Raw genomic sequence first — 21,668 nt, 5'->3', positions numbered from 1 at the left:
GCCGGGGGGCGCTTCACAGACGGTGGCTCTGGATATCGAAGCCCCGGTCGCGGTAGAAGCGAAACCGGGCCCGGCCCGCCTCGCGCAAATCCGGGTCGCCGGTGATCATTTCCGCCACCCGCTGGAAGCGGGTGGCGAAGTCCGGCACCGCCGGCGCCAGGTTGATCAGCACGTCATGGTGGTCGCCGGGATCGTCGCCATGGCCCACCACCACCGGGGAGGCGGCATCGGGCCCGGCGGGCTCATGGGGCAGGAAGCCGGTGGCCGGCTGGCGCCAGAACGCCTCGTCCACCGCCCGGGCGTGCTCGGCGTCGCCGCAATGGATGTAAATCCGGTGGGATTGACGCCAGGCCTTGTCGGCGATGCGCCAGGCGAGGGCGGTTTGCACGCCCTCGCCGGCCCGGTCGGTGATGTAGAAGAGGATCTCGGTCAAGGCCTCAGCCCTTCTTCTTGCCGTCCGCCAGATTCATCAGGTAGCGGGTCAGCATGGGCACCGGCCGGCCGGTGCCGCCCTTGTCCTTGCCGCCGCTGACCCAGGCGGTGCCGGCGATGTCCAGGTGGGCCCACTTCACGTCCCGGGCGAAGCGGTGCAGGAAGCAGGCGGCGGTGATCGAGCCGGCCTTGGGGCCGCCAATGTTTTGCATATCGGCAAAGGGGCTGTCCAACTGGCTCTGGTAGTCCTCCCACAGCGGCATGGGCCAGCCCCGGTCGCCGGTGTCCTGGCCGGCGCCCAGCAGCGCCTCGCCGAGATCGTCGTCGTTGGCGTACACCGCCTGGGCATGGGCGCCCAGTGCCACCACGCAGGCGCCGGTGAGGGTGGCGATGTCGATCACGGTGTGCGGCTTGTGCTTCTGTTGCACGTAGGTGAGGGCGTCACACAGCACCAGCCGGCCCTCGGCGTCGGTGTTGAGGATCTCCACGGTCTGGCCGGACAGCGTCTTGACGATGTCGCCGGGCCGCGTGGCCTCGCCGTCGGGCATGTTCTCGGCGGCGGCCACCACGGCCACCAGGTGGATCGGCAGGCCCAGCTCGCAGACCGTCTTGACGCTGCCGAACACGCTGGCGGCGCCGCCCATGTCGTACTTCATCTCATCCATGGTGGCGCCGGGCTTCAGGGAAATGCCACCGGTGTCGAAGGTGATGCCCTTGCCGACCAGGGAAACCGGCTTGCCAGCGGCGCCCTTGTAATCCATCACGATCAGGCAGCCCTTGCGGGCGCTGCCCCGGGCCACGGCGCAGAAAGCGCCCATGCCCATCTTCTCGGCCTGGGCGTAGCTGATCACCTTAACGGACAGCTTCTCGTAGTGCTTGGCCAGGTCCCGGGCACACTGGGCCAGATAATCCGGGTGGCAGTCGTTGGGCGCCATGTTGCCCAGATCCCTGGCCAGGGCGGTGCCCTCGGCCACGGCCTTGCCGGTGGCGGCGGCCTTTTTCAGGCCGTTATTGCGTTCCGCCAGCCAGAACGTCCATTTCTTCAGCTTGGACGCCTTGGGCGGCTTACTGCGATAGTGGTCGAACCGGTAGGCGGCTTCCTCGGCCACGCGGGTGCCTTCGCGTACCTGCCAGTCCAGATCACGCTCCACGGTGACAGTGCCCAGCACCCAGGCGGCATGTTTCACCGGCCCTTTTTGCAGGCCGCGGCTTACCTGGCCGATCAGTTTCTGGAAGGCAAGGCCGTCCAGCGGCTTGGCGCCGGTTCCCACCAGCAGCAGGCGGGCCGCCGCCAGGCCGGCGGGCTGGTGCAGCCACGCCATCTGGCCCTTGTCGCCGGAAAAATCACCGGCCTTGATGAACGCCTTCACCGCCGCGCGGGTCTCATCGGGCAGGCTCTCGGGCAGGGTGGTGTCGCTGCCGAGAGGTAAAATCAGGCAATCCACCCGTAATTTGGGCAAGGCCGAATGGCCGATGGCGTACTCCATGCTGTCTCCTGAGTTACAATGCCGCACTCGATGAGTGCAGGACAGGGCCAACGTTGATACTACACCGCTATATCAATCGTCAGATCTTCATGACCACGGTGATGGTCACCTTCATTTTGGTGATGGTGCTGGTCAGTGGTCGCTTTATCAAGTACTTGGCCGAAGCGGCGGCCGGCCAGATCGCCGCCGACGCCCTGTTTCTGGTGATGGCGTTCCGGTTGCCGGAATTCCTGCAGATGATCCTGCCGCTAAGCCTGTACATCGCCATTCTGCTGGTGCTCGGGCGCATGCACATGGACAACGAGATGGTGGTGTTGCGCGCCGGTGGCCAGGGCGATGGCAGGGTGGCGCGCTCCATCATCGCCCCGGTGCTGGTGGCGATGGGCGTGATTGCCCTGTTCGCCCTTTACGTGACCCCCAATGGCGACGCCGAGGTAAACCGCATCTTCGAGGAGCAGAAGGGGCGCTCCGCTCTGGAACTGCTCACGCCGGGCCGTTTTCACGTCAAGGGTGACGGCGATGCCCAGCGCGCCACCTACGCGGAAAGCCTCAACCGCGAGGAAGGGCACCTGGAAAACGTGTTCGTCGCCGACGCCAGTTTCGCCGACCAGGAGGCGGGGCGCCTGCTTACCGTTTGGGCGCGTAGTGGCCGTCTGGAACAGCAGGATGGCATCAGTTATTTGCTGCTCGAGGATGGCTATCAGTATCAGGGCAAGCCTGGCGAGGCGGATTATCGCGAGGTGGCCTTCGAGCAGGCCCGGGTGCGCATCGGCGAGGAGCGCTCCAGCAGCCGGCCGCCGGAAGTGCGCGGGCGCACCACCGTGGAGCTGCTCGACGAAGGCACCAATCAGGCCTGGGCGGAGCTGCAGTGGCGTCTCTCCCTGGTGCTCACCGTGCCCATCATGTGCCTGGCGGCGATCCCCCTGGCCCGGGTCAATCCGCGCCAGGGCCGCTTCCTGCGCATGATCCCGGCGGTGCTTGGCTACATGCTCTATGTCGGCCTGTTGCTGACCATGCGCAGCTGGATCGCCGCCGTGCCCGGTAGCGAGCGGCCCTGGTTCTATTCCATGCTGTGGATACATGTGATCGCGTTGCTCGCCGTCTTCATGCTGTATTTCGGTGGCCGCCTGTTTTCCCGGAGGGCCCGTTCATGAAGCTGCTCAACGGCTATTTCTGGCGGGCGGTGCTGATTCCGTCCCTGGCCATCGTCGCCATCATCGTCGGGCTGGATTGTTTGTTCGGGTTCATCTACGAGCTGGAATTCCTGCGTGGTAACTATCAGATCCTGCAGGCACTGCAGTTCATCCTCACCACGGTGCCGCGCCGGGTGCATGAATACATGCCGATGGCGATCCTGTTGGGCACCTTGATCGGGCTGGGGCTGATGGCCAATAGCGGCGAGCTGTCGGTGATCCGCGCCGCCGGCGTCTCCACCCTGCGGGTGAGCTGGATGGTGCTGCGCCCGGTGATCTTCCTGATGGTGATTTCCCTGCTGGTCGGCGAATACCTGGCGCCTTATTCCGAGCAGGTGGCGCAGAGCAATCGCTCCCTTCAGGAGGGAGGTGGTGAAGCGCTGCGCTCGGACTACGGCTTCTGGCACCGGGAAGGTGATGAGTTCATCCATATCAACACGGTGCAGCCCAACGGCGTGCTTTACGGTCTCACCCGCTACCGCTTTACCGATAACCACACCCTGGCGCAAAGCCAGTTCGCCGAGCGCGCCATCTATCAGGGCGACCACTGGTCCCTGGAGAACATCCAGGGCACCCGCTTCACCGACAAAGGCACGGAGACCTTCAGCCAGCGCGGCGGCGAGTGGCACACCAGCCTCACGCCGCAACTGCTCAGCGTGGTGGTGCTGGAGCCCGGCCGCCTGGCGATGAGCAAACTGTGGAGCTATGCCAGCTACCTGCGCCAGCAGGGCCTGGAAAGCGCCGATTACCTGCTGGCCTTCTGGCAGAAGCTGCTGATGCCGGCGGCCACCATCGGCATGGTGCTGATCGCCATTTCCTTTGTGTTCGGCCCTCTGCGCGAGGTGACCATGGGGCTGCGCATGGCGGCGGGCATCGTCGCCGGCCTGACCTTCCACTACGGACAGCAGTTCTTTGGTCACCTGTCCCTGGTGTTCCGTACCGACCCCCTGATCGCCGCCGGGCTGCCGCCTTTACTGTGCGTGATCCTGGGAATATGGATGCTGGCGCGGGTGCGTTGACGCTCGCCGCTGGCAATCGGGCCGCGCCTTGGTATACTCGCGGCCCTGGGCGACCCGCGCGGGCGGATCGCCCGCCAAAGCCAGAGTGGTGGAATTGGTAGACACGACGGATTCAAAATCCGTTGGGGTAAAACCCGTGCCGGTTCAAGTCCGGCCTCTGGTACCAGATTCAAGACCGTTCACGGTCCCCGAGAGCCCGCCCCGCGCGGGCTCCATTGTTTCCGACAGTTGCGCCCAGCCCATGCCCGAAGACGCGAAACCCGCCGGTCTGTTCAAACGCCTGATGGCCCTGGTCTACGACGGCTTTCTGGTGCTGGCGTTGTGGTTCGTCAGTGCCGGGCTGTTCGTGATCCTCTATAACCACAGCGGTCTGCCCACCCAGGACATCAACGGCGTGACCCGCGCCGATCCGGTGATTCTCAAGGGGGTGCTGTTTCCGCTGCTGCTGATCGAGACCTGGGCCTTTTATGCCTGGTTCTGGCTGCATGGCGGCCAGACCCTGGGCATGCGCGCCTGGCGCCTGCAGGTACGCGATTATCGCGGCGGCCCCTTGCGTCTCTGGCAGACGGTGGCGCGTTTCGCCGCCGCCGGCCTGTCCTGGCTGCTGCTGGGCGCCGGTTACCTGGTGGCGCTGGTGCATCCCCATCAGACCCTGCACGACCGTCTGTCGCTCACCGCTACCGTGGTGCTGCCCAAGGGCACCAAGGCGTCACGTAAAGGGTAGGGCTCGCCATGCGCGTGGATGACTTCGACTTCGATTTGCCCGACGACCTGATTGCCCGGCATCCCCCCCAGCAGCGCCGCGACGCCCGATTGCTGGCGCTTACCGGTGCCGGCATCGCCCACCGGCGTTTCCCGGATCTGGCCGGCCATCTGCGTCCCGGAGATCTGCTGGTGTTCAACGATACCCGGGTGATTCCGGCCCGGCTGTTCGGGCAAAAGGACAGCGGCGGCCGGGTCGAGGTGCTGATCGAGCGGTTGCTGGACGGCCACGAGGCGCTCGCCCATGTGCGCGCTTCCAAATCGCCCAAGCCCGGTGGCTGGCTGCATTTCGACGAGGGCCTGGCCGCCGAGGTACGGGGCCGGCGGGGCGAGCTGTTCCATCTGTTGTTCACCGGCTGCGAGTCGGTGCTGGAGGCCCTGGAACGGGTCGGTCATGTGCCTTTGCCTCCCTATATTGACCGGCCCGACGAGGCGGCGGACCTGGAGCGTTACCAGACCGTTTACGCCCGCGAGCCGGGAGCGGTGGCCGCGCCCACCGCCGGCCTGCATTTTGATGAGCCGTTCCTGGACCAGCTCCGCGAACAGGGCGTGGACGCCGGCTTCGCCACCCTGCACGTGGGCGCCGGCACCTTTCAGCCGGTGCGCGTGGACCGGGTGGAAGACCACCATATGCACAGCGAGCGTTTCCGCATTCCCGAGGCGCTGGTGGAGCAGGTGGCGGCGGCCCGGGCCCGGGGCGGTCGCGTGGTGGCGGTGGGCACCACCGCCTTGCGTGCGCTGGAGGCCGCTTCGCCGGAGGGCGGCCTGCGCCCCGGCGAGGCGGAAACCGACATCTTCATCTACCCGGGTTACCGCTTCCGCCAGGTGGACGCCCTGGTCACCAATTTCCATCTGCCCCGTTCCACGTTACTGATGCTGATCAGCGCCTTCGCCGGCCGTGACCGGGTGCTGGCGGCTTACCAGGAGGCGGTGCGCGAGCGCTACCGCTTCTTCAGTTACGGTGACGCCATGTTTATTGAAAGAGCGCCAGAGGCTGGATGCTCTATGTCGGGCGCCCAAAAATGAATCGCGGCCTGTCAGTTGATCTTTGCGTCCGGCGTCGAGCGTCTGGCGTTCAGCGAGGTTTTCCATGTCCCGAATGACATTTCAGCACCTGGCCAGCGACGGTCGCGCCCGCCGTGGGCGGCTTTCCTTCCCGCGCGGCACCGTGGAGACGCCGGCGTTCATGCCGGTGGGTACCTACGGCACGGTCAAGGCCATGCTGCCCCGGGATCTGGCGGACATCGGCGCCGAGATCTGCCTGGGCAATACCTTCCACCTGATGCTGCGCCCGGGCACCGAGGTAGTGAGCGCCCACGGCGGCTTGCACGGCTTCATGCAGTGGGACAAACCGATTCTGACCGACTCCGGTGGGTTCCAGGTGTTCAGCCTGGGCGCGTTGCGCAAGATCTCCGAGCAGGGCGTGGTGTTCCAGAGCCCGGTGAACGGTGACCGCATCGAGCTGAGCCCGGAAATCGCCATGCGCGTACAGCGCGATCTCGGCAGTGATATCTGCATGATCTTCGACGAATGCACCCCGTTCCCCGCCACCGAGAAGCAAGCGGCGGACTCCATGCGGCTGTCGCTGCGTTGGGCGGAGCGGTCCAAACGGGCCCATTTCGACGATCTCGGGAACGATGCGGCCTGTTTCGGCATCGTACAGGGCGGGATGTACGATGCCCTGCGCCAGGAATCCCTGGCCGGGCTGGTGGATATTGGCTTCGATGGCTATGCCATCGGCGGGCTCAGCGTCGGCGAACCCCAGGAAGAAATGCTTCGCACCCTGGGTGAATTGACGCCGCACATGCCCGGCGAGCGTCCCCGGTACCTGATGGGGGTGGGGCGCCCGGAGGACATCGTTGAAGCGGTGCGCCGGGGCGTGGACATGTTCGATTGCGTGATGCCTACCCGCAACGCCCGCAATGGCCATCTGTTCACCGCCGAGGGGGTGATCAAGATTCGCAACGCGCGGCATCGGCACGACCTGGGGCCTCTTGAAGAAGACTGCGACTGTTATACCTGCCGGCACTTCTCGCGCAGCTATCTGCACCATCTGGAACGCTGCAACGAAATGCTCGGCTCACAGCTCAACACCATCCACAATCTGCGCTATTACCAGCGCCTGATGGCTGGATTGCGGGGGGCTATCGAAGCGGGTACATTGAGCGCCTTCATAAGTGACTTCTACGCGGCCCTGGGCCGTCCCGTACCCGCGCTTTAACGACGATAACGTGGAGTAACGTAATGAATTGGTTGATTTCTCCCGCGCACGCCCAGACCGGCGGCGGTGCCGCGCCCGGTGGTGGTGGCATCGAACTGATCATGCTGGTGGTAATGGTGGTGGTGTTCTACTTCTTCCTGATCCGTCCGCAGCAAAAACGCGCCAAGGAACACAAGAACCTGGTGCAGGCTCTGAGCAAGGGCGACGAAGTGATCACCAGCGGCGGCATCGTGGGCCGCGTCACCAAGGTCACCGACGACTTCGTGGTGCTGGAGATCAGCAACAACCTGGAAATCAAACTGCAAAAACAGAGTGTCCAGGCCACGCTGCCCAAGGGCACCATCAAATCAATCTGAAGTAACGCCTTATGATCCGCTATCCACGCTGGAAATTCTTCCTGCTCCTGGCCGTGCTCCTGGCGTGCGGTCTCTATGCCCTGCCCAACGCCTTCCCGGACGTGCCAGCCATTCAGATCAGCGCCGATGGCGCCGGCGAGGAAGTGCCCGCCAGCGTGCGACGGCAGGTGATGGAGACCCTGGATCAGGCGGGTCTGTCCCACGGTGATGGCGAGGACGTCAACACCACCTGGATGGTGCGCCTGGACAGCACCGACGCCCAGCTGCGCGCCAAGGATCTGCTCTCCGAGCAGCTCGGCGACGACTATGTGGTGGCCCTGAATCTGGCGCCGACCACGCCGCAGTGGCTGCGCGCGCTGGGGGCGTCCCCCATGAACCTGGGCCTGGATTTGCGCGGCGGCGTGCATTTCCTGCTGCAGGTGGACATGGAAACGGTGATCCGCCAGCGCATGGACGCCTGGTCCGGACAGGCCAAGATGGCGCTGCGCGACGAGGGCATCCGCTACCGGGACGTGGCCGTCGAAGGCCGTACCCTGGTGGCCACCTTCGACGATCAGGTGGCCGCCGACGCCGCCCGTTCGCCGCTGCGCACCGCGCTGCCGGAGTTCACGCTGTCGCAGGCCGGGGAACAGCCGCGCCTGACTCTGACGCTCAATGCCTCCACCCTGGAGGAGTTGCAGGACTACGCGGTGGAACAGAACCGCACCGCACTCAACAACCGGGTCAACGAGCTGGGCGTGGCCGAAGCGGTGGTGCAACGCCAGGGCGCCGACCGCATCGTGGTGCAGTTGCCGGGCGTCCAGGACGCCGCCCAGGCGCGCCGTATCCTGGGCCGCACCGCGACCCTGGAATTCCGCCTGGTGGCGGATCAGTACTCTTCCCAACGGGCGGCCACCGGTATCGCGCCGCCGGGCACCGAGATCTTCCCGTTCAAGGATCAGGGCAACCGGCCGGTGATTCTGGAGAAGTCCAAGATCGCCACCGGTGATCAGGTGACCAACGCGCGCATGGGCTTTGATCAGCAAAGCGGTCAGCCGCAGGTGAACGTGGAGCTGGATTCCACCGGCGCGCGCAGCATGCAGCGGATCACCGCCAAGAACGTGGGCAACCCCATGGCGGTGCTGTTCATCGAAACCAAGACCGAGATGAAGACGGTGGAGGGCGAGGACGGCGAGCGCAGTCAGGTGCCGCAAAGCACCACCGAGCGCTACGTGATCAACGTGGCCACCATCCAGGATACCCTGGGCAGCCGTTTCCGGATCACCGGCCTGGACAGTCCGGCGGAGGCTTCGGAACTGGCCCTGCTGCTGCGCGCCGGTTCCCTGGCGGCACCGGTGACCATCGTCGAGGAACGTACCGTGGGGCCGAGCCTGGGCCGCGAGAACATTGAGGCGGGGCTCAAATCCATGGCGCTGGGCATGGGCCTGGTGCTGGTGTTCATGCTGCTCTGGTACAAGATGTTCGGCGTCTTCGCCAACATCGCTCTGCTCGGGAACCTGGTGATCATCGTCGGCGTGATGTCGCTGATCCCCGGCGCCACCCTGACGTTGCCGGGCATCGCCGGCATCGTCTTGACCGTGGGCATGGCGGTGGACGCCAACGTGCTGATCTATGAGCGCATCCGCGAGGAATTGCGCAACGGCAGGCGGCCCCGTGAAGCCATCGATGAAGGCTATAACCGCGCCTTCACCACCATCCTGGACGCCAACATCACCACCCTGATCGTGGCGGTGATCCTGTTCTCCGCCGGCACCGGCTCGGTACAGGGCTTCGCCGTGACGCTGTTCATCGGCATCCTGTCGTCCATGTTCACCGCCATCGTGGGTACCCGCGCCATGGTGGAAATGACCTACGGTCGCGGCGCCCGGGCGCCGACCAAACTGAGCATCTGAGGTGGCTATGCCTACGCCTACGAAAACGATCAATTTCATGGGCATCCGCAAGGTGCTGGGTGCCTTGTCGATCTGCCTGGTGGTGGCGTCCATCATTCTGCTCGCCACCCGTGGCCTGAACCTGGGCCTGGATTTCACCGGTGGCACCACCGTGGTGGTGGAAGCGGCGGATGATATCGATATCGCGCAGGTGCGCGAGGATCTGGAACAAGCCGGCTTCGATGATGCGGTGGTGCAGCAGTATGGTTCCACCCGTGACATCAGTGTCCGGGTCGGCCCCCAGGACGGCATGGAAGCTGATCAGGTCGGTCAGAATGTCTACCGGATCCTGTCCGCCGGCATTGACGACCTGGAACTCAAGCAGGTGGAATTCGTCGGGCCGCAGGTGGGCGACGAACTGCGTGATCAGTCCGGTCTGGCCATGCTCATGGCCCTGGGCCTGATGCTGGTGTACGTCTGGTTCCGGTTCAGCAACAAGTTCGGCATCGCTACCGTGGCGGCCCTGCTGCACGACGTGATCATCGTACTGGGTCTGTTTTCCCTGGTGCGCTGGCCGTTCGATCTGACGGTGCTGGCGGCGGTGCTGGCGCTGATCGGTTACTCGCTGAACGACTCCATCGTGGTTGCCGACCGGATTCGCGAGAATTTCCGCAACACCCGGGAAACCGACCCGCACGTGATCGTCAACGGTGCCATCAGTGAGACCCTGAGCCGTACCATCAACACTTCCTTTACCACCATGCTGGTGCTGGTGGCGCTGTTCTTCTTCGGCGGTGAAGTGATGCGCGCCTTCTCCGAGGCGCTGCTGGTGGGGATCTTCGTGGGTACCTACTCGTCCATTTACGTGGTGGCGAACCTGCTGTTCACCCTGGGCGTTTCCAAGGATGACTTCCTGGAGCCCGAGAAAGAAGAAATCGACGAAATGCCTTGAGGGCGGCGCCCGCCAAGCCCCGTCGTCGTAGGAGTGGCTTCAGCCGCGATCACCGGTAAATCAGATCGCGGCTGAAGCCGCTCCTGCGTTTTGGGGTGTTGCTACCAGTCCTGCTTTTCCATCCATGGAATGATGCGCTCGAAGGCGGCCTCGATCTGATCCAGCGAGGTGGAGTAGCTGATCCGCAGCGAGTTCGAGCAACTGTCCCCGAAGGTCTCCCCGGCGACCGTGCACACTCCGGTTTCGCGCAGCAGTTTCAACGCCACGTTGCCGCCGTTGACCCCCTCTGGCAGGGAGGGGAACAGGTAGAAGGCGCCGTCGGGCCGGTAGCCGGTCAGGTGGGGCGTCTGTTTGACCAGCTCCACCAGGCGATCGCGGCGACGCTGGTATTCCTCCAGCATCCGGTCGATAAAGCCCCGGTCGCCGCGCAGCGCCGCCACCCCGGCCCACTGGCAGGGCGTGTTCGCCACCGTGGTGGTGAACATGTGATAGCGCCGGAGTTTCTTGATCGCCCCCTGGCTGGCCATCAGCCAGCCAATGCGCATGCCCGCCATGCTGAATGTCTTGGAGAAACTGGAGATCACCATGACGTGGTCCAGGTCCGAGCAGCAGGACAGCACGCTGGGATATTCCTTGCCGTCGTAGATTAGGTGATCGTAGACCTCGTCGCTGATCACATAGACGCCCCGGTAGGCCGCCTCCTGCACGATCGCCTCAATGGTTTCCCGGGGGTAGACGGTGCCGGTGGGGTTGCTCGGCGAGTTGAGCACGATGGCGTAGGTATTGGCGTCGATGGCGTCGATCACTTCCTGGGGATCGAGCTGGTGCTGGTTTTCCGCCCGGGTGGGGATGCTCTTCACCACGCCGCCGTTCATGCGAATGAGCGGCGCGTACAGCATGAACGACGGCTCCGGCACGATGAATTCCCGGCCCGGCGCCGAGGTGGCGGTGAGCGCAAGATAGATGGCCTCGGTGGCGCCGGTGGTGATCATGATGTTTTCCGGCACCAGGGTGCGGTGGTAGCGCTCGCCGTAATATTCGGCCAGCGCTTCCAGCAGCTCCGGCAGGCCGGCGTCCATGGTGTAGCCGGTCTGCCCGGCCTGCAGGGCGTCCACCGTCGCCTGCACCACGTGCTCCGGCGGTTTCAGATCCGGCTGGCCGATCGACAGGTGGATCACGTCGTCCATGGTCGATGCCAGGTTCACCATGCGGCGAATGCCCGGCACCGGAATGGTGAGCAGCGCCGGGTTCCAGATCGGGTCCTCGGTTTCGTAGAAATCCGTGTCCAGGTTGATGTTGCTCATGATCACGCCTCCATGCCGGCGAGCGCCAGATCCGGGCGCTCGGTGAACGGGCGGGCCTGTTCGAACAGGTGGCCGGCCTTGAGCACCAACTCGTCCTGGAAGCGGCGCCCGACGAGTTGCAGCCCCATGGGCAGGCCGTCGCTGGCGCGCCCCACGGGCACCGACAGGGCCGGCTGGCCGGTCATGTTGAACGGGTAGGTGAACGGGGTCCAGGTGGGCCAACGGGTATTGGGCCAGTCCCGCGGCACTTCCCGGTTGGTGTCGAAAGCGGTGATCGGCAGCGTCGGAGTGACCAGCAGATCGTACTTCTGATGAAACACCGCCATCCGTTCCGACAGCGCCATGCGCTCATTGACCGCCGCCAGGTAGTCAAGCATGGACAGCTTCTCCGCCTTTTCCACCACCTGAACCAGAGCCGGGTCCATCAGCTCGCGCTTGCGCGGGCCCAGATCCCGGCAGGCGTTGGCGGCGCCCCCGTAGAACAGGTGGCCGAAGGCGGCCAGCGGGTTGCTGAACCCCGGGTCCACCTCCACCACGGTGGCGCCCAGATCCCGGAATACCGCCAGCGCCTCGGCGGTGGCGCGTTCGATCTCCGGGTCCACGTCCACATAGCCAAGATTGTTGCTGTAAGCGATCCGCAGGCCGCTCAGGTCGCCCTGGAGCGCGCCCAGATAATCCACGTTGCGGCGCGGCGCCGCCTGGGCGTCGCGCGGGTCCGCTTCGGTGAGCACCTGCATCATCAGCGCGCAGTCTTCCACCGTACGGGTCATGGGCCCGGCGTGGGCCAGGGTGCCGAACGGGCTGGCCGGCCAGTGCGGCACTTCGCCGAAGGTGGGCTTGTGGCCGACGATGCCGCAGAACGCGGCGGGGATACGGATCGAGCCGCCAGCGTCGGTGCCCAGGGCCAGCGGCGCCATGCACGCCGACACCGCCGCCGCCGAGCCGCCGCTGGAGCCGCCGGCGGTCTTTTCCGGGTTCCAGGGGTTGTTGGTGGGGCCGCACAGAGGGCTGTCGGTGATGCCCTTCCAGCCGAACTCCGGCGTGGTGGTCTTGCCCAGGGGCACATAGCCGTGCCGCTCCAGGGCCGCCACCGCCGGCGAGCGCTTGTTCAGGGTGCTCTCCGGGTCGATGGTGCGCGAGCCTTTGACGGTGGGCCACATCGGCGTCAGGAAGACATCCTTCACCGCCACCGGGATGCCGTCCAGCAGCCCGCGGGGTTCCCCCCGGCGGTAGCGCTGCTCGGCGGCGCCGGCCTCGGCCAGGGTGGTATCGCGATCAATCAGACACCAGGCGTTGATGGCGTGGTCGTGATGCTGTACGTGGTCGAGCAGGGTGGCCGCGACCTCCACCGGCGACAGGTCGCCGCTTTCGAAGGCCCTTTTCAGGGCGGTGGCGGTGAGCATCCTGATTTCATCGGCCATGGCTTTCCTCCTTCTTCAACGGCGTCCATAACCCCGCGCCGTGTCCACCGGATTGGCCAGCGGCTCGCCGAGTCGCCAGCGGTTGAAGTTGTCCGTGAACTGCTTGCCCAGGGCCTGACGCCAGCCGATGAAATCGCCGGCCATATGGGCGGAGATCATCACGTCGGAACGGTCCCAGAGCGGGTGCCCCTCGGGCAATGGCTCTTGCTCGAACACGTCCAGGGCGGCGCCGCCCAGGGGGCCGTCCAGGGCGCGCAGCAGGGCGTCGGTTTGCACGATGGCGCCACGCCCCACGTTGATGAAGGCGGCGCCAGGCTTCATGAGCCCGAAGTGGTGGTCGTCGAACAATCCCTCGGTTTCCGGTGTCAGCGGCGCGGTGACGATCACGTAGTCCGCGTAACCAAGCAGGTCGGGGAGGTCTTCCTGGGCATACACGTACTCGAAGGCGGCGTCCGGTCGGGCGCGTCGGGCGGTGCCCATCACTTCCATGCCCATGGCGCCCAGCATGTTGGCCACGTAGGTCCCGATGGACCCGGCGCCCACCACCAGAGCGCGCTGGTCGCGGATCAGCGCCGTTTCCCGGTGTAGCCAGCGGTGCTGCCGTTGCAGTGCCAGGTTGGTAAGGGTGCCCTTGGCGAACATCAGAACCGCGCCCAGCACGTATTCGGCGATGCCCCGGTCGAATACTCCGGCGGCGTTGGTCACCGGGAAGCCGCCGTCGCGAATCGGAGGAATCATCAGGGCGTCGACCCCGGCACTGGTGGCATGCACCCACTGGATCGGACACGGGTCCGGCCAGGCCGCCTGCAGAGCGTCCACGCGGAAATCCGTGACCACCAGCACGTCAGTGTCGGCGAGCGCCTCCGCGAGTCCTTCGTCACCTTGCAGCTGGCGCACCCGGGCCTGGTACCTTAGCGCTTCCAGGCCGGGCAATGGCGGCTCGTCCGGAGCCAGAAGAACGGTCACGCGGGCTTCCTTCATGCCGTTTCCTCCAGCGCGTCCTGGAACAGATCCACCGCCCGGTCGATTTCCCTTCGGCTGGCGGTGAGCGGCGGCAACCAGCGCACTACCTGGCCGTGGGTGCCGCAACGCAGCAGCAGCAAACCGCTGCTTTCACAGGCCTTGAGCAGGGCGCCGGCACGCTCGCCATCGGCCTGCCCGGGAGCCTTGACGATCTCCAGGCCCAGCATCAGCCCCAGGCCGCGCACCTCGTCGATACACTGATAACGCCCGCGCAGCGCCTCCAGCCGTTGGCGCAGGTAGTCGCCCTCACCGGCGGCGTGGGCCACCAGATCCTCCTCCTCGATCACGTCCAGGGTGGCCAGGGCGGCGGCGCAGGCCACCGCGTTGGCGCCGTAGGTACCGCCCTGGGAACCGGGCCAGCCCTCGGCCATCAGGGCGCGACCAGCGGCCACGGCGGACAGCGGGTAACCGCTGGCCAGGCCCTTGGCGGTGACCAGCACGTCCGGTTGCACATCGTAGTGCTGATGGCTCCAGAAGCGACCGGTGCGCCCGTAGCCGGCCTGGATCTCATCGGCGATCAGCAGAATGCCGTGCTTGTCGCAGCGCTCGCGCAAGCCCTGCATGAAGCGCCGCGTGGCCGGGTAGTAGCCGTATTCGCCCTGCACCGGCTCGATGATCATGGCGGCGGTGTCCGCCGGCGCCGACTGGGTCAGGAACAGGTGGTCCAGCTCCTGGAGGCAGAAATCCACGGTGTCGTCCTCGCTCCAGCCATAGCGGTAGCTATGAGGGAAGGGGCTGAAGCAGACGCCGGCCATCAGTGGCTGCCAGCCGCTGCGGACCTTGGTGGTGGAGGTGGTCATGGAGGCCGCCGCCAGAGTGCGGCCATGGAAACCGCCGGTGAAGGCGATGATGTTGGGCCGGCCGCTGGCCTGGCGCACCAGCCGCAGGGCGGTCTCGATGGCCTCGCTGCCGGAGTTGGAGAACGCCACCGCGTCCAGGGCACCGGGCAGGTGCTCGTAGAGACGGTCGGTGAGCCGCAGCATGTTGGGGTGGGTGACGGTGGCGTACTGAGCGTGCACCAGGGTGCCCACCTGACGCTGGGCCGCTTCCACCACACGGGGGTGGCAGTGACCGGTGGCGGTGACCCCGATGCCTGACGTGAAGTCCAGCCAGCGCCGGCCCTCGCTGTCGTACAGATAGCTCCCTTCACCGCGTTCCGCGCAGATGCCGCTGGATTGCACCAGCAGTGGAGACAGATGATTCATGGCTTGCTCCTCCCTCGTCGATCTGGGCGGAGGGTGCCGGCCTTGGATCAAGACCGGATCAGCGGCTCCCGCCCAGGGCGCCTTGAATCCGCGCACCGATGGCTTCGGTGCCGCTCGCCGGGTGTTCACCGGCCAGGTCCGACTTCAGCGTCTCATGCAAATGGCGCGCCGCGCCATAAAAAATCGCGTTTTTTTCGCCCAGCCATTGCAGCAGCAGGGCCAGACTGAACAGGGTGGCCCGAGGATCGGCCACGCCCTGGCCGGCGATGTCCGGCGCTGAACCATGAGTGGGCTCGAACAGGGCGGGCTGGCCTGGATCGGAAGGATTGAGGTTGGCGGAGGGGGCCACGCCGAGACCTCCGGCGAGCACCGCCGCCAGGTCGGTGAGAATATCGCCGTGCAGATTGCTCGCCACCACCACGTCGAAGCGCCAGGGCGCCTGCACGAATTTCATGGCGGCGGCGTCGACCAGCTCATGGTGGGTGGCGATGTCCGGATAATCCACGGCCACCTCCCGGAATACCTCGGTGTACAGCTCACCCCAGAATGCTTGTGCGTTGCGCTTGGTGATCAGGCACACCTGGGCGGGCTTGTCCTCGCCGCCGGGCTCATTGAACACCCGCTCGCGACCCTCACGGGTTCGCTCCGCCGCCCGGGCGCGGGCCTGCTCGAAGGCGTGGCGGATCAGACGTTCCGTGGCCGCATGGGTGAACACCTCCAGCTGGTTGGCGATTTCGTCGCGGGTGCCGGCGCGCAGACGGCCGCCCTGGCCGGCGTATTCGCCCTCGCTGTTTTCACGGATCACCAGCATGTCCAGGTCCCGGGCGCGGGGATCGGCCAGATACTGAACGGTACCGGGGTAAAAGCGGGCGGGCCGTTCGCAGGCCCACAGATTGAGTCCCTTGCGCAGGGTCAGAAGCGGTGCCAGGGAAATGCCGTCGGGAAGATGATAACGGTGCGGGTCATCCAGCGGGCCCGGGTCACCCAGGGCGCCGAGCAGCAGCGCGTCGTACTGGCGCAGCCGGTCCAGCGCATCCTCGGGCATCATGGCGCCGTGGCGCCGGTGCCAGTCCGTGGCCGGCCAGGGCAGCACCTCGTGGTCCAGCGGCAGGTCGTGGCCGTGGATCAGTGTTTTCAACACTGCCTCGGCCACGGCCATCACCTCGGGACCGATGCCGTCGCCGGGGAGCAGTGCGATGCGATGTGAATCGGTCATAATGGCTCCCGATCAGAACGTTCCCACGGCCCGGGGCTCAGCCCATGCAGAGGTATTTGATCTCGCAGTATTCCTCGATGCCGTACTTGGAGCCTTCGCGGCCCAGGCCGGATTCCTTGACGCCGCCAAACGGCGCCGCCGCGTTGGAAATCAGCCCCTCGTTGATGCCCACCATGCCGGCTTCCAGGGCTTCGGCCACGCGCCACACCCGGTGGATGTTCTCGCTGTAGAAGTAGGAAGCCAGGCCGAACGGGGTGTCATTGGCCATGCGGATGCCTTCTTGTTCGTCCTGGAAGCGGATCACCGCCGCCAGCGGGCCGAAGGTTTCCTCCACGCAGAACTCCATGTCCTGGCTGGCGTTCACGATCAAGGTGGGCTGCACGAAGTTGCCGCCGCGCTCATGGGCTTCGCCGCCGAGCACCACCTTGCCGCCCTTCTCACGGGCATCCTTGATGTGCTCAAGCACCTTGTCCACGGCGCCCTTGTTAATCAGCGGTGCCTGGGTGACGCCTTCCTCGAAGCCGTCGCCCACTTTCAGTTTTTCGATCGCCGCCTTGAGTTTTTCGACGAAGGCATCGTGCACGCCATCCTGCACCAGGAAGCGGTTCACGCACACGCAGGTCTGGCCGGTGTTACGGAACTTGGAGGCGATGGCGCCTTCCACCGCCTTGTCCAGATCGGCGTCGTCGAACACCAGGAAGGGGGCGTTGCCGCCCAGCTCCAGCGACACTTTCTGGATGTGTTCGGCGCAGTTGGCCATCAACTGGCTGCCCACCTCGGTGGAGCCGGTGAAGCTCACCTTGCGAACCACCGGTGAACTGGTGATGGTCTGGGAAATGGCGGCGGCGGAACCGGTGATCACATTGATCACGCCGGCGGGGATGCCGGCGCGGGTGGCCAGCTCGCCCAGGGCCAGGGCGGAGTAGGGGGTGGCGCTGGCCGGCTTGACCACCATGGTGCAGCCGGCGGCCAGGGCGGCGCCGGCCTTGCGGGTGATCATGGACGCCGGGAAGTTCCACGGCGTAATGGCGGCGGTGACGCCCACCGGCTGCTTGATCACCACGATGTGCTGGCCGGGCTTGGCGCCGGGGATGGTGTCGCCGTACAGGCGGCGGGCTTCCTCGGCGAACCATTTAAGGAACGACGCGGCGTAGGCGATCTCGCCCTTGGATTCCGCCAGCGGTTTGCCTTGCTCCAGGGTCATGATGGCGCCCAGGTCGTCCTGATGTTCCATCATCAGCTCATACCAGCGGTACAGCAGATCGGCGCGCTCGGCGGCGGTCTTGGCGCGCCAGGCGGGCAGGGCGTTGTCGGCGGCGGCGATGGCCTGGCGGGTATCCGCCTCCTTCATGCGCGGAACCTGACCGATGATGTCGCCGGTGGAGGGGTTGTCCACGTCGATGGTGGCGCCGTCCTCGGCGTCGCACCACTGGCCATTGATGTAGCACTGCTGACGGAACAGGTCTTTGTCTTTCAGTTGGAACTGGCTCATCGGGCTCTCCTGCAAATGCATCTACGCGCTAACCATAATGGGTTTAACGCTAGCAGAGCTTGGCGATGAGTCCTATCCCTTGACGCAGGCTTTTACGTGGCGGGTCTCCGCAGGAGCGGCTTTAGCCGCGATAGCGCCATCCAATCACGGGAGCCATCGCGGCTAAAGCCGCTCCTACGGAATACGGCGGGTCGGGACAGGCGCGGCTTAGCCGCGCTTGAGGCTGTCGGTGAGGTGCGGTTTGATCTTCTGCAGCAGGCCCTTGAACACCTTGGGGGTGCCGGCCACCAGGTTGCCCCGGGTCAGGTGGTTGTGGCCGCCGGCCACATCGCCCACCAGGCCACCGGCCTCGGTGATCAGCAGGGTGCCGGCGGCCATGTCCCATTCCTGCAGGCCCAGCTCGAAGAAGCCGTCGGTGCGGCCGGCGGCCAGCCAGGCCAGGTCCAGGGCGGCGGAGCCGGGCCGGCGCAGGCCGGCGGTGTCCTCGGCGATGGCCCGGAACATGCCCAGGTAGGCGTCGATGTAGGCCATCTGGTCGGTGCGGAACGGGAACCCGGTGCCGATCAGGGCGCCATCCAGGCTGGCGCGACCGGATACCCGGATGCGGCGACCGTTCAGCGCCGCGCCCCGGCCTCGGCTGGCGGTGAATTCCTCCTCGCGCAGCGGATCATAGATCACGCCATGCTCCACCCGGCCCTTGATCTTCAGGGCGATGGAAACCGCGTATTGGGGAAAGCCGTGGATGAAGTTGGTGGTGCCGTCGAGCGGATCAATCACCCACAGATGCTCGGCGCCGTCGCCCTTGCCGGGCAGCTCGCCGCCTTCCTCGGCCAGGATGCCGTGGTCCGGGTAGGCCTTGCGGATGACGTCGATGATGCGTGCCTCGGCGGCCTTGTCCACCTGGGTGACGAAGTCGTGGGCCTCCTTGCGATCCACCTTCAGCGGGTCGCCGTTCTCCGCCGCGCGGCGGATCAGGTTGCCCGCCTGGCGGGCGGCTCGCAGGGCAATATTCACTTGCGGCGCGTGCATGCAATCATCCTATCGGTTTGAAAGAGCGGGCTCCCGGGACATGGGGAGCCGGATGGGAGGCGGATTGTAACAGAGCGCGAACCAGGAAGGCAGACCCGCGCCGGCGCACCCGCCGCCCGGCGCGATCCTCGCGTTTGCCGGGCTCAGGGCCTAAAATCCCCTTCCTTCTTCGCAAGCTCCGGGAATCGAACATGCTCGACAAGGTGCGCGTGGTGATGGTGGAGACCACCCACCCCGGCAACATCGGCGCCGCCGCGCGCGCCATGAAAACCATGGGGCTGGCGGACCTGCGCCTGGTGGCGCCCAGGACCTACCCCAGCGCGGAGGCCACCGCCCGCGCCTCCGGGGCCGGCGACATTCTGGCCAATGCCCGGGTCTGCGCGGACCTGGACGAGGCCCTGGAAGGCGCCAGCCTGGTGGTGGGCACCAGTGCCCGCCTGCGCCGGGTACCCTGGCCCTGCCTGACGCCGCGCCAGCTCACCGCCCAGCTCCAACACGAGCCGGAGGACACCCGCATCGCGGTGCTGTTCGGTCGCGAGGACCGCGGGCTCACCAACGAGGAACTGCATCGCTGCAACCTGCATGTCACCGTGCCCACCAACCCGGAGTACGGTGTTCTCAATGTGGCCTCGGCGGTGCAGTTGCTGGCCTATGAACTGCGCCTGGCCCTGGTCGGCGACGAGGCGGAGCCGCGCGGCAACCGGTCCAAACGCGCCACCATGCCACTGCCGGAAATGTTCTGGGACGTGGAGCCGGCCAGCAACCAGACCGTGCAGGGTTTCCTGGAGCACCTGGAGCGGTTGATGGAGGACAGCGGGTTCCTGGACCCGGAGCAGCCCGGGCAGGTGATGACGCGCATGCGGCGTTTGTTCCTGCGTGCCCGCCCGGACAAAATGGAGATCAGTATTCTGCGCGGCACCCTGGTGGCTTTGGAAAAGCGCCTGCGGGGCCAGGATTCGAGGTAGCTATGTTTAAGCAGATCAAAGAGGACATCAATTCCGTGTTCCACCGCGACCCGGCGGCGCGCAACACCCTGGAAGTCCTGCTCAACTACCCGGGGCTGCACGCGGTGCTGTTCCACCGCCTGGCCCACTGGCTGTGGCGGCGTAACTTCAAACAGCTGGCACGGTTGATTTCCACCTTCAGCCGCTGGCTCACCGGCATCGAGATTCACCCCGGCGCGCGCATCGGCCGGCGCTTTTTCATTGACCACGGCATGGGCGTGGTGATCGGCGAAACCGCCGAGATCGGCGACGACGTCACCCTCTACCACGGCGTCACCCTGGGCGGCACCAGCTGGGACAAGGGCAAGCGCCACCCGACCCTGGAAGACGGCGTGGTGGTGGGCGCCGGCGCCAAGGTGCTGGGGCCGTTCACGGTGCACAAGGACGCCAAGATCGGCTCCAACTCCGTGGTGACCAAGGAGGTGCCCGAGGGGGCTACCGTGGTCGGCATTCCCGGCCGCGTGATCGGCCAGCCGGCCACCGAGCAGGAAAAGAACCGCAAGGAGATGGCGGACAAGATCGGCTTTCAGGCCTACGGCGTCAGCAACGACATGCCCGACCCGGTGGCGGAGGCCATCGGCGCGCTGCTGGACCACCTGCACGCGGTGGATGGCAAGTTGGACCGGGTGTGCGACAACCTGCGCCGGCAGGGCATTCAGGGCTGCGATGAAAAGCTGCCGGAACTGAAGGACGAGGATTTCGAGTCGGTGAAGGCCCGCGGCGGCACCGACTGAATTCAGGCCACCCGACCGATGATACAAACCCTCACCCGCCTGTTCCCGCTGTGGGCGATTCTGTTCTCGGGCTTCGCATTCGCTTTTCCCGACCAGTTGGCGACCCTGAGTTGGGCCATCGTGCCGCTACTTATGCTGATCATGTTCGGCATGGGCATGACACTCACCTGGGCGGACTTCGCCGATGTCGGCAAGCGCCCGGTGGTGATCGGTGCCGGGGTGGCGCTGCAGTTCCTGATCATGCCGCTGGTGGGGTTGTTGGTGGGCACCCTGCTGCGCCTGCCGCCGGAATGGGTGCTGGGTCTGGTGCTGGTGGGCGCCTGCCCGGGCGGCACTGCCTCCAACGTGATCTGTTACCTGGCGCGGGCGGACGTGGCCCTGTCCATCGCCATGACCTCGGTGTCCACTCTGCTGGCGGTGCTGGCAACGCCGCTGCTGGTATGGCTCTACCAGGGCCAGGCCATCGACGTGCCGGTGGCCTCCATGCTTGGTTCCCTGGTCAAGATCATCCTGCTGCCGGTGGTGGCGGGCACCTTCCTGAACAGCTTTTTCGGCGCCCGACTGACGCCGGTGCGCAACGTGTTCCCATTGGTGTCGGTGATCGCCATCGTGCTGGTGATCGGTGTGATCGTGGCGCTGAACCGGGAGCGCATCGCCAGCGGTGGGCTGCTGGTGATGCTGGCGGTGGTGCTGCACAACCTGCTCGGCCTGAGTCTGGGTTATGGCGGTGCGCGGCTGCTGCGGCTGGACCCGGCGCGGGCGCGCACCCTGGCCATCGAGGTGGGCATGCAGAATTCCGGCCTCGGGGTGGCGCTGGCGGTGAAGCATTTCTCCGCCAGCGCCGCGCTGCCGGCGGCGCTGTTCAGCGTCTGGCACAACCTGTCCGGTTCCTTGCTGGCCTGGTACTGGCGGCGCCGCGCCCCGGGGGACGGGCCCCGGGGCTGAGC

General features: G+C 66.0%; 20 protein-coding genes and 1 tRNA gene. 12 read left to right on the top strand and 9 right to left on the bottom strand.

All coding sequences use genetic code 11. From position 1 onward, the window contains the following. Positions 1–13: 13 nt before the first annotated feature. Both JF515_RS15560 and JF515_RS15555 read right to left on the bottom strand, forming a co-directional pair. A complete protein-coding gene (locus JF515_RS15560; RefSeq protein WP_203105366.1) occupies positions 14–433 on the bottom strand; it encodes a DNA polymerase III subunit chi in 420 nt (139 codons plus the stop codon). Between the two features lie 4 nt (positions 434–437). Beyond that, positions 438–1,919: a leucyl aminopeptidase gene (locus JF515_RS15555; RefSeq protein ID WP_203105365.1), complete on the bottom strand. Its 1,482-nt coding sequence runs from the start codon at positions 1,917–1,919 to the stop codon at positions 438–440. A gap of 53 nt (positions 1,920–1,972) precedes the next feature. Between JF515_RS15555 and lptF the strand changes: the two genes are divergently transcribed. From lptF to secF, 9 genes are all read left to right on the top strand, one after another. Then, complete coding sequence (gene lptF, locus JF515_RS15550; protein ID WP_203105364.1) at positions 1,973–3,073, top strand: LPS export ABC transporter permease LptF; 1,101 nt, start codon at positions 1,973–1,975, stop codon at positions 3,071–3,073. Then, positions 3,070–4,131 (top strand): LPS export ABC transporter permease LptG, encoded by a 1,062-nt coding sequence (gene lptG, locus JF515_RS15545; RefSeq protein WP_203105363.1) that lies wholly within the window; start codon positions 3,070–3,072, stop codon positions 4,129–4,131. Before lptF ends, lptG begins: the two co-directional genes overlap by 4 nt. Positions 4,132–4,210: 79 nt before the next feature. Beyond that, positions 4,211–4,297, top strand: a tRNA-Leu gene (locus JF515_RS15540). 75 nt (positions 4,298–4,372) lie between these two features. Further along, positions 4,373–4,855, top strand: coding sequence for an RDD family protein (locus JF515_RS15535; RefSeq protein ID WP_203105362.1), 483 nt, complete (start codon positions 4,373–4,375; stop codon positions 4,853–4,855). A gap of 8 nt (positions 4,856–4,863) precedes the next feature. After that, a complete protein-coding gene (gene queA, locus JF515_RS15530) occupies positions 4,864–5,919 on the top strand; it encodes a tRNA preQ1(34) S-adenosylmethionine ribosyltransferase-isomerase QueA (protein ID WP_203105361.1) in 1,056 nt (351 codons plus the stop codon). A 73-nt stretch (positions 5,920–5,992) separates the two neighbouring features. After that, the gene (tgt, locus tag JF515_RS15525; RefSeq protein ID WP_203105389.1) at positions 5,993–7,114 is read left to right on the top strand and encodes a tRNA guanosine(34) transglycosylase Tgt; all 1,122 of its coding nucleotides are present in this window, start codon (positions 5,993–5,995) and stop codon (positions 7,112–7,114) included. A 23-nt stretch (positions 7,115–7,137) separates the two neighbouring features. Next, positions 7,138–7,470, top strand: coding sequence for a preprotein translocase subunit YajC (gene yajC / locus JF515_RS15520; protein ID WP_203105360.1), 333 nt, complete (start codon positions 7,138–7,140; stop codon positions 7,468–7,470). Between the two features lie 11 nt (positions 7,471–7,481). After that, a complete protein-coding gene (gene secD / locus JF515_RS15515) occupies positions 7,482–9,362 on the top strand; it encodes a protein translocase subunit SecD (RefSeq protein ID WP_203105359.1) in 1,881 nt (626 codons plus the stop codon). A 37-nt stretch (positions 9,363–9,399) separates the two neighbouring features. Further along, positions 9,400–10,293, top strand: a complete 894-nt coding sequence (secF, locus tag JF515_RS15510) for a protein translocase subunit SecF (protein WP_238401097.1) — start codon at positions 9,400–9,402, stop codon at positions 10,291–10,293. 101 nt (positions 10,294–10,394) lie between these two features. Here secF and JF515_RS15505 read toward each other — a convergent pair whose 3' ends face one another. The 7 genes from JF515_RS15505 to suhB all read right to left on the bottom strand — a co-directional run bounded on the left by JF515_RS15505 (position 10,395) and on the right by suhB (position 18,983). Beyond that, positions 10,395–11,597 carry a pyridoxal phosphate-dependent aminotransferase gene (locus JF515_RS15505; protein ID WP_203105357.1) on the bottom strand — a complete coding sequence of 401 codons (1,203 nt, stop codon included), beginning with the start codon at positions 11,595–11,597 and terminating at the stop codon, positions 10,395–10,397. Between the two features lie 2 nt (positions 11,598–11,599). Then, positions 11,600–13,018 (bottom strand): amidase, encoded by a 1,419-nt coding sequence (locus JF515_RS15500; RefSeq protein WP_203105356.1) that lies wholly within the window; start codon positions 13,016–13,018, stop codon positions 11,600–11,602. A gap of 15 nt (positions 13,019–13,033) precedes the next feature. Continuing rightward, positions 13,034–13,999, bottom strand: a complete 966-nt coding sequence (locus JF515_RS15495; protein WP_203105355.1) for a D-2-hydroxyacid dehydrogenase — start codon at positions 13,997–13,999, stop codon at positions 13,034–13,036. Then, entirely contained in the window at positions 13,996–15,246 is a 1,251-nt protein-coding gene (locus JF515_RS15490; protein ID WP_203105354.1) for an aspartate aminotransferase family protein, read from the bottom strand. The genes JF515_RS15495 and JF515_RS15490 overlap by 4 nt, the downstream gene beginning before the upstream one ends. A gap of 58 nt (positions 15,247–15,304) precedes the next feature. After that, a complete protein-coding gene (locus tag JF515_RS15485) occupies positions 15,305–16,462 on the bottom strand; it encodes an isocitrate/isopropylmalate dehydrogenase family protein (RefSeq protein ID WP_203105353.1) in 1,158 nt (385 codons plus the stop codon). A gap of 37 nt (positions 16,463–16,499) precedes the next feature. After that, positions 16,500–17,954: an NAD-dependent succinate-semialdehyde dehydrogenase gene (locus JF515_RS15480; protein WP_203105352.1), complete on the bottom strand. Its 1,455-nt coding sequence runs from the start codon at positions 17,952–17,954 to the stop codon at positions 16,500–16,502. Positions 17,955–18,161: 207 nt separating this feature from the next. Beyond that, the gene (gene suhB / locus JF515_RS15475; RefSeq protein WP_203105351.1) at positions 18,162–18,983 is read right to left on the bottom strand and encodes an inositol-1-monophosphatase; all 822 of its coding nucleotides are present in this window, start codon (positions 18,981–18,983) and stop codon (positions 18,162–18,164) included. Between the two features lie 191 nt (positions 18,984–19,174). Here suhB and JF515_RS15470 point away from each other — a divergent pair, with 191 nt between their 5' ends. Genes JF515_RS15470 through JF515_RS15460 form a run of 3 tightly spaced genes read left to right on the top strand, consistent with a single transcriptional unit; the run spans position 19,175 to position 21,666 of the window. Continuing rightward, entirely contained in the window at positions 19,175–19,948 is a 774-nt protein-coding gene (locus tag JF515_RS15470; protein WP_203105350.1) for an RNA methyltransferase, read from the top strand. A gap of 2 nt (positions 19,949–19,950) precedes the next feature. Next, the gene (gene cysE / locus JF515_RS15465) at positions 19,951–20,721 is read left to right on the top strand and encodes a serine O-acetyltransferase (protein ID WP_203105349.1); all 771 of its coding nucleotides are present in this window, start codon (positions 19,951–19,953) and stop codon (positions 20,719–20,721) included. 18 nt (positions 20,722–20,739) lie between these two features. Continuing rightward, positions 20,740–21,666, top strand: coding sequence for a bile acid:sodium symporter family protein (locus JF515_RS15460; RefSeq protein WP_203105348.1), 927 nt, complete (start codon positions 20,740–20,742; stop codon positions 21,664–21,666). The last annotated feature ends 2 nt before the right edge of the window (positions 21,667–21,668 follow it).

It is taken from the genome of Alloalcanivorax marinus, assembly GCF_016785095.1.
Classification (GTDB): domain Bacteria; phylum Pseudomonadota; class Gammaproteobacteria; order Pseudomonadales; family Alcanivoracaceae; genus Alloalcanivorax; species Alloalcanivorax marinus_A.
Note: the sequence above shows the minus strand (reverse complement) of the source record. Positions and strands in the feature narration are given on the sequence as shown.